This is a genomic window from Streptomyces sp. NPDC058375, from assembly GCF_042723425.1.
Classification (GTDB): domain Bacteria; phylum Actinomycetota; class Actinomycetes; order Streptomycetales; family Streptomycetaceae; genus Streptomyces; species Streptomyces durocortorensis.
Genome location: NZ_JBHXJG010000074.1, coordinates 21,640 through 29,031, shown reverse-complemented (window position 1 = coordinate 29,031; position 7,392 = coordinate 21,640). Strand labels below are relative to the sequence as shown.

The window sequence follows — 7,392 nt, the reverse complement described above, 5'->3', positions numbered from 1 at the left end:
CCTTGCCGAGCCCGACCATCGCCGCCTGGTGGCACACCGCCTCGATCCCGTCCAGCAGCACCCCGAGCCCCACCCGGAACGTCTCGCGCGCCTCCCGCTCCGGATACGGCACCGTCTCGGCGCCCTCCGGGACGGCGCCCGGATACGGCTCCACGGGCCCCTCCGCCTCCAGGCCGCTCACCGCGGGGAAGCGCTCCGCGAAGTCCGGGACCAGTTCCATCAGGGCCGCCGAGCGCGCCGCCCACCACTCCTCGTCGGAACTCCCGGTCGCCGCCGCGGCCAGCCGGGCGTCCGCGACCGCTTGCGCCGAGCCCCGGACGAACGGGAAGAAGGTTCCCACCAGCCGCCGCAGCACCCCCGCGTCGAGCCCGGTCGCCCGCAGCAGGGAGACCAGCGCGTCCAGGCCCGCGTACTCGTGCGGCCCCAGCACCGGCCGCGCCTGCGAGACCTGGAGTACCCAGGGGTGGCGGACGTAGAACTCCAGGACCTCGCCGGCCCAGGCGGTGAGCGCGGCCCGCCAGTCGTCCGACTCCGGGTACCCGGAGGGGAGTTCGGTGTGGACGGCGTCGTACATCAGGTCCAGCAGCTCGCTCTTGCCGGGGACGTAGGTGTAGAGCGCCATCGCCGTGCGCCCGAGCCGGTCGCCGACCGCGCGCATCGACAGGGCCCCCATCCCCTCCTCGTCCGCGAGCGCCACGGCCGCCGCCACGATCGCGTCCACGCTCAGCCGGGGCTTGGGCCCCGGGCCGCTCCGGGCCGGCGGCGGGGCGTCCGCGCGCCACAGGAGGGAGAGGGAGCGGCGGGGGTCACCCTGCCCGGCGAAGACCACCACTTGCGACTCCTTACGGCGTAAAGTAACGTCCGGCGGGTAATTCATTACGCCGTAAGGTATCAAGCTCCACGAAAGAGGGGTCGGGTCGCGATGGGTCAGGCGCTGCCGGTCACGTACGTACGGGTCGTGGACGTCGAGCGGGTCACCCCCGGCACGGTGAGGGTCGGGTTCACGGCCGACGAGCTGCCCGGGCTCATGGAGGACCGCCCCGACCAGCAGATGAAGCTCTGTCTGCCGCGCGCCGGGCAGACCGTGCTCCGGCTGCCGGAGCGGGACGCCGACGACCCGTACGGCATGCGCTGGTACGAGGCGTATCTCGCGATCCCCGAGGAGGAGCGCCCCTGGATGCGCAGCTTCACCGTCCGCTCGTACGACCGCGAACGCAACGTGATGGCCGTCGACTTCGTGCTGCACGGCGAGGGCGGGCCTGCCTCCCGCTGGGGTGCGGCGGCCCGGGTCGGTGACGTCCTCGGCATGGTCGGCCCGTCGTCCCTCTACGCCCGCCCGCTGCCCGTCGCGCGGCGGCTGCTCCTCGCCGGGGACGAGACCGCGCTCCCGGCCATCGCCACGGTGCTGGAGGCGCTGCCGGCCAGTACCGGGGCCGTGGTGTTCGCGGAGGTGGCGGACGCGGGGGAGGAGCGGGAGCTGCCGTCCGCCGCCGGGGGAGCCGAGGTCCGCTGGGTGCACCGGGACCTCGGCGGCTCGCTGGTGGAAGCCGTACGGGACGCCGGAGCGGACCTCGACGGGGTGGACGCGGCCTGGGTGGCGGGCGAGGCGTCCGCGGTCCGGGCGCTCCGCCGCCACCTGGTCGAAGACCGCGAACTGCCCAAGGCGGCAGTCGAGTTCAGCGGCTACTGGAGGCGCGCGCTCACCCAGGACGACGCCCCCACCAAGGAGGACGTCGCCTGGGCGGCCGAGCGCGCGGCGGACGCTTCGTAATCCGTCGGGAGCCCCTCGGTCGGTCCCGGCACGGGGGCCCTCAGGGGGCTCCGGCGTAGGGGGCCTCAGGCGGCCCCGGCTCCCCTGACCGCCCTGCCCGCCAGCACCGACGTCCGCTTGCCGTCCTCGATGACGAACCGGCCGTCGATGAGGACGTGCGGGATGCCCACCGGCAGCGTGCGCGGCTCCTCGAACGTCGAGCCCGCCGCCACCGTCTCCGGATCGAACAGCACCAGGTCCGCGCGGTAGCCCGCACGCACCAGGCCCCGGTCCGCCAGCCGCAGCCGGGCGGCCGGGCGCGAGGTCAGATGGGCGACGCATTCCTCCAACGAGAGGATCCCCAACTCCCGGGCGTACCGGCCGAGATACTGCGGGAACGTGCCGTACGCCCTCGGGTGCGGCTTGTCGCCCTGGAGGATGCCGTCGCTGCCGCCGGTGTGCACCGGGTGGCGCATGATCTGCCGGACGTTCTCCTCGTGGCCCACGTGCTGGAGGATCGTCGTGCCGAGCCGGTCCTCAGTGAGCAGCCGCCGCGCGGTCGCCCAGGGCTCCTCGCCCCGCAGCCGCGCCGACTCCTCGACCGTACGGCCGACGTACTCCGCCAGATGCGGTGCGCTCACGCCGGAGATCTCGATGGTGTCCCACTCGATCGGCACCCCGTGGCAGCCGTCCGAGCCCAGCACCTCCAGGTGGTGCCGGATCTTCTCCGCGCTCGCCGGGTCCGCGAGCCGGGTGAGGATCGACTCCGGCCCGCCCTCGCTCGCCCAACTCGGCAGCATGGCCACCAGCGTGGTGCAGCCGGGGGTGTACGGGTAGGTGTCGAGCGAGATGTCTGCCCCGGCGGCGAGCGCGCCGTCCAGGAGGGCCAGGAGGTCGGGCGCCTTGCCCTTGTTCACGCCGAAGTTCATGGTGGCGTGGGCGAGATGGAGGGCGCAGCCGGCGTTGTGCGTCAGCTGCACCATCTCCTCGTACGCTTCGAGTGCGCCTGCTCCGTAACTGCGGTGGTGCGGGCAGTAGTAGCCGCCGTGGCGTGCCACCACCCGGCACAGTTCGGTGAGTTCGGCGTCGTCGGCGTACATGCCGGGCGTGTAGGTCAGCCCGGACGACATGCCGACCGCGCCCTCGCGCATGCCCTGGTCCACCAGCTCCCGCATCCGGGCCAGTTCGGCGTCGGTGGCGGGGCGGCCGTCCCAGCCGACCGCGTACATCCGGACCGTGCCCTGCGGGATCAGATAGGCGGCGTTGACCGCGATGCCCTGGCCGCCGAAGTTCCGGTCCAGGCGGTCCAGATAGCCGCCGACCGTGCGCCAGTCGAAGTCGATGTCGCTTCCGTCGCCGTTCCAGCCGGTGATGGAGCGGCGGACCTCGGCGAGCGTACGGTCGTCGACCGGGGCGTACGACATCCCGTCCTGGCCCAGCACTTCGAGGGTGACCCCCTGCGCCGCCTTCGCGCTGTGATCCGGGTCGCGCAGCAGCGCCAGATCGCTGTGGGCGTGCATGTCGATGAAGCCGGGGGCGAGCGCGAGGCCGTCCGCGTCCACGGTCCGGGTGGCGGTGGGGCGGGGGCCGGGGGAGCCCTCGGCGTGGATCTCGGCTATGCGGCCGTCGTCGAGGGCCACATCGGCGCGGTAGGAGGGCTCGCCGGTGCCGTCGACGACGAGCGCGTCACGCAGGACCAGGTCCATGGGTCACCTTTCAGGGAGCGGAATCGGTACGGCTCGGCGGCTCTAGAAGAACGTGCGGATGTAGTCGGTGACCGTGCCGTCCGCCTCGACCAGCGGGATCAGCTGCCACTTGTCGAAGCTGGTGCAGGGGTGCGAGAGGCCCATGCCGACCCAGTCGCCCACCTCCAGCTCGGCCCCGTCCTCCGTGCGCACCCAGGTGTGCTGGTCGGAGAGGCCGGTGACCGTGACCCCGGTGGCGGGCCGCACCGAGCCGTCCCGGCCGGAGCGGACCACCTGCGCCTCGGGCAGATCGATGTCGTAGGCCGCGTCCCGCTTGCCGGCGTTGAGGAACGCCTGCTCGCCGGTCGGGCGGGAGACGACCTGCGCCCAGAGGCGGAAGGCGGGCTCCAGTGCACCTTCCTCGGGGACGCGGTTGAACGGGGTGAGGTGCTTGTAGTGCCCGTCGTCGTGCGAGACGTACGCCCCGGAGCGGAGCAACTTCAGCACGGGCGCGCTGAGTTCGGGGATCTCGGCGAAGACGTCCGCGACCGCGTCGAACCAGGCGCTGCCGCCCGCGCTGATCACGATCTCCTCGGCCCCGGTGAACCGCTTCTCGCCGTCGAAGGAGGCCGCGAGCGCGACGAGCCGCCGCAGCCATGCCCGTACCCGCTCGGGGTCGGCGTCCGGCACCTCGCCCTCGTACCCGGCCACACCCACCAGGCGCAGCGACCCGGCCGCCGCCACCGCGTCGGCCACCGCCGCGCAGTCGGCCTCCGTACGGGCTCCGGTGCGCGCGCCCTCGCCCGCGCCCAGCTCCACGACCACGTCGACCGGGCGGGTGGCGCCCGCCGCGCCGAGGGCCTCGTCCATCAGCTCGACGCCGCGCACGGAGTCGACGTAACAGACGAAGCGGAACGACGGGTCGGCCGTCATCTCGCCGGCCAGCCAGCGCAGGGCGACCGCGTCGACCAGCTCGTTGGCGAGGAAGATCCGCCCGATGCCGTACGCCCGGTAGACCCGTGCCTGGTGCGGCACGGCGGCCGTGATGCCCCATGCTCCGCGCTTCAGCTGGTCCACGAAGAGCTGGGGGGACATGGACGTCTTGCCGTGCGGGGCGAACGCGAGGCCGTGGCGCTCGGCGTACGTCTCCAGGAGGTCGAGGTTGTGCGCGACCGACTCGGCGGAGAGGGCGAGGACGGGGGTGGTGAACCCGCCGGTGAAGAGGTTGCGGCGCTCGGCGGCCAGCGCCCCGACGGTCAGGCCCGCCGCGTCCGGCGGCAGGGCCTTGAAGCGGTGGTCGACGCGTTCGTCGGAGAGGCCGGACGCCAGGGACGCGGGGGAGACGCCGGGGGCGGAAGGCGTGGAAGCGGGGGTGTGACCGGTGGGGCGTTCGGCTGCCAAGGGGAGCTCCTCGAAGTTCGTTGCAACATATGCAACACCCATTGCGTATATCGCTCAACGCTGTCTAACATCCGAGCCGACGCCCGGTCAATGGTGACCACCGGCCCGCACGCCGATCAGCGAGGAGCCCTCAGTGTCCGGACCCGCAGCAGGGACGGCCCACGCCGCCACGACCACCGATGTCGTCTGTCTCGGTGAGTCCATGGTGACGTTCCTGCCCTCGCAGCCCGGCCGCCTCGCCGACGTGCCCTCCTTCGGGCGCGGGATCGGCGGAGCCGAGTCCAACGTGGCCTGCGCGCTCGCCGCCGCCGGGCACCGGGCGGCCTGGGTCGGCCGGGTCGGCGCGGACGGCTTCGGCGATCACCTCGTCGAGACGATCGCGTCGTACGGGGTCGACACCTCGGCCGTCCGCCGCGATCCGGTCCGGCCGACCGGCATCTACTTCCGTACGGCCACGGACCGGGGGACCGACACGCACGAGGTCGCGTACTACCGGGCGGGGTCGGCGGCGTCCGCGATGTCGCCGGCGAACGTGCCGTACGAGGAGCTGTTCGCGGGCCGGATCCTGCATCTGTCCGGGATCACGGCGGCGCTGTCCGGCGACTGTCTGGCGCTGCTGCGGGAGCTGACGGCCGCGCGGCCCGGGCGGCCCCTGGTGTCCTTCGACGTGAACCATCGGCCGCATCTGTGGCGGGGTGGCGATGTGGACGCGTCCGTGCTGCTGGAGCTGGCCCGGCGGGCCGATCTGGTGTTCGTCGGGGAGGACGAGGCGGAGGAGGCGTGGGGGATCGTGGGGGCGGAGGCGATCCGGGCGGCGGTGCCGGAGCCTTCCGTGCTGGTCGTGAAGCGGGGGAGTGCGGGCGCGACGGTGTTCGCCTCGGGGCTCCGCCCCGGGCCCCGCTCCTCGATCGCCGGAGGGGCTGAGAATGCCGACACCGTCACCCATGTCCCCGCCCTCCGCGTCGACGTCGTCGCCGCCGTCGGTGCGGGCGACGCCTTCGCCGCCGGGTTCCTCTCCGCCACCCTGCGCGGGCTGTCCGTCCGTGACCGGGTCCGGCACGGGCATCTCATGGCCGCCGCCGTCCTCACCGTCCCCGGCGACCTCACCGAGCCGCCCTCCCGTGACCACGCCGACCGCCTCGTCGCCCTCGGCGACGAGGCCTGGGGGACACTTCGTCTCGGCCCCGGCTGGACCTCAGCCGACCGGGCCCCCGAGGAGGTACGCACACCATGAGCCAGACCGTCGACCGGGCACTCAGCATCCTGCCGCTGCTCGCCCAGGGGCCCGCCGACCTCGGGCAGGTCGCCGAGCGGCTCGGCGTCCACAAGTCCACGGCGCTGCGCCTGCTGCGTACGCTCCACGAGCACGGTCTCGTCTACCGCCAGGAGGACCAGCGCTACCGCCTCGGCGCCCGGCTCTTCGCGCTCGCGCAGGAGGCCGTCGAGAACCTCGACGTGCGCGAGATCGCCCACTCCCACCTGGTCGCGCTGAACGACCGGTGCGGGCACACCGTCCACCTCGCCGTGTACGAGGAGCAGGAAGTCCTCTACATCGACAAGGTCGAGAGCCGCTACCCGGTCCGGATGTACTCCCGGATCGGCAAGCCCGTCGCGATCACCGTCGCGGCCGTCGCCAAGCTGCTGCTGGCCGACCTCGCCGAGCCCGAACGGCGCGTCATCGCCGAGAAGCTCGACTACCCCATGTACACGTCCCGTTCGACGCCCAACGCGGCCGCCTTCCTCAAGGAGCTGGCCGTCGTGCGCGAACAGGGCTGGGCCACCGACCTCGGTGGCCACGAGGAGTCCATCAACTGCATCGGCGCCCCCATCCGCGGCGCGGACGGGCGGGTCGTCGCGGCCATGTCGGTGTCCGCACCCAATGTGGTCGTCACGGCCGAGGAACTCCTCACCCTGCTCCCGCTGGTCCGGCGCACCGCCGAGACCATCAGCCGGGAGTATTCCGGCACCACCCAACCCAAGAAAGTCTGATCAGCCATGACCGAGAAGACCGCCCTCACCCCCTCCACCCACACCACGCCGCCCGCGAAGTTCTCGCACGGCGTGAAGAAGGGGAACATCCTCCAGGTCGCCGGCCAGGTCGGCTTCCTCCCCGCCGTGGAGGGCCAGGCCCCGACCCCGGCCGGCCCCACCCTGCGCGAACAGACCCTCCAGACCTTCGCCAACGTCAAGGCGATCCTGGAGGAGGGCGGCGCGAGCTGGGACGACGTGATGATGATGCGCGTCTACCTCACGGACGTGGACCACTTCGCGGAGATGAACGAGATCTACAACACCTACTTCGCCGAGCAGAACCTCAAGGAGGCCCCCTCGGCCCGCACGACGGTCTACGTCGGCCTGCCCAAGGGCCTGCTCATCGAGATCGACGCGCTCGCGGTGCTCAGCTGATCCGTTCCGGCCCGCCGACCGTTCCTTCCCCCCGAACGCCGCGCCCCACGGATCCCCTTGCCCCACCCGCGTAACCCTTCCCGCACGCCGTACGGCACGGCTCCCCGCCCCCCGGGGGCGCCGTGCCGCGCTCCCCCCTGCCCTCCAGCA

The 7,392-nt window shown here is 72.9% G+C and carries 7 protein-coding genes; 4 read left to right on the top strand and 3 right to left on the bottom strand.

What is annotated here, in order from left to right; genetic code table 11:
• On the bottom strand, window positions 1-832 hold an 832-nt coding region (locus tag ACFWM7_RS15070), incomplete at its 3' end, for a TetR/AcrR family transcriptional regulator (RefSeq protein ID WP_383260308.1).
• A 90-nt stretch (window positions 833-922) separates the two neighbouring features.
• Between ACFWM7_RS15070 and ACFWM7_RS15065 the strand changes: the two genes are divergently transcribed.
• Window positions 923-1,771 carry a siderophore-interacting protein gene (locus ACFWM7_RS15065; RefSeq protein WP_383260306.1) on the top strand — a complete coding sequence of 283 codons (849 nt, stop codon included), beginning with the start codon at window positions 923-925 and terminating at the stop codon, window positions 1,769-1,771.
• Between the two features lie 65 nt (window positions 1,772-1,836).
• Here ACFWM7_RS15065 and ACFWM7_RS15060 read toward each other — a convergent pair whose 3' ends face one another.
• Together ACFWM7_RS15060 and ACFWM7_RS15055 are read right to left on the bottom strand one after the other, a co-directional pair.
• On the bottom strand, window positions 1,837-3,456 hold the full coding sequence (locus ACFWM7_RS15060; RefSeq protein ID WP_383260303.1) for an amidohydrolase family protein: 1,620 nt from the start codon (window positions 3,454-3,456) through the stop codon (window positions 1,837-1,839).
• A 42-nt stretch (window positions 3,457-3,498) separates the two neighbouring features.
• Window positions 3,499-4,836 carry an alanine racemase gene (locus ACFWM7_RS15055; RefSeq protein ID WP_383260301.1) on the bottom strand — a complete coding sequence of 446 codons (1,338 nt, stop codon included), beginning with the start codon at window positions 4,834-4,836 and terminating at the stop codon, window positions 3,499-3,501.
• Between the two features lie 133 nt (window positions 4,837-4,969).
• On the opposite strand from ACFWM7_RS15055, the gene ACFWM7_RS15050 reads away from it, so the two are divergent.
• Genes ACFWM7_RS15050 through ACFWM7_RS15040 form a run of 3 tightly spaced genes read left to right on the top strand, consistent with a single transcriptional unit; the run spans window position 4,970 to window position 7,242 of the window.
• Window positions 4,970-6,070, top strand: coding sequence for a sugar kinase (locus tag ACFWM7_RS15050; RefSeq protein WP_383260298.1), 1,101 nt, complete (start codon window positions 4,970-4,972; stop codon window positions 6,068-6,070).
• Window positions 6,067-6,825, top strand: a complete 759-nt coding sequence (locus ACFWM7_RS15045) for an IclR family transcriptional regulator (RefSeq protein WP_383260296.1) — start codon at window positions 6,067-6,069, stop codon at window positions 6,823-6,825. The genes ACFWM7_RS15050 and ACFWM7_RS15045 overlap by 4 nt, the downstream gene beginning before the upstream one ends.
• Window positions 6,826-6,831: 6 nt before the next feature.
• Window positions 6,832-7,242, top strand: a complete 411-nt coding sequence (locus ACFWM7_RS15040) for a RidA family protein (RefSeq protein ID WP_103509953.1) — start codon at window positions 6,832-6,834, stop codon at window positions 7,240-7,242.
• Window positions 7,243-7,392 lie beyond the last annotated feature (150 nt).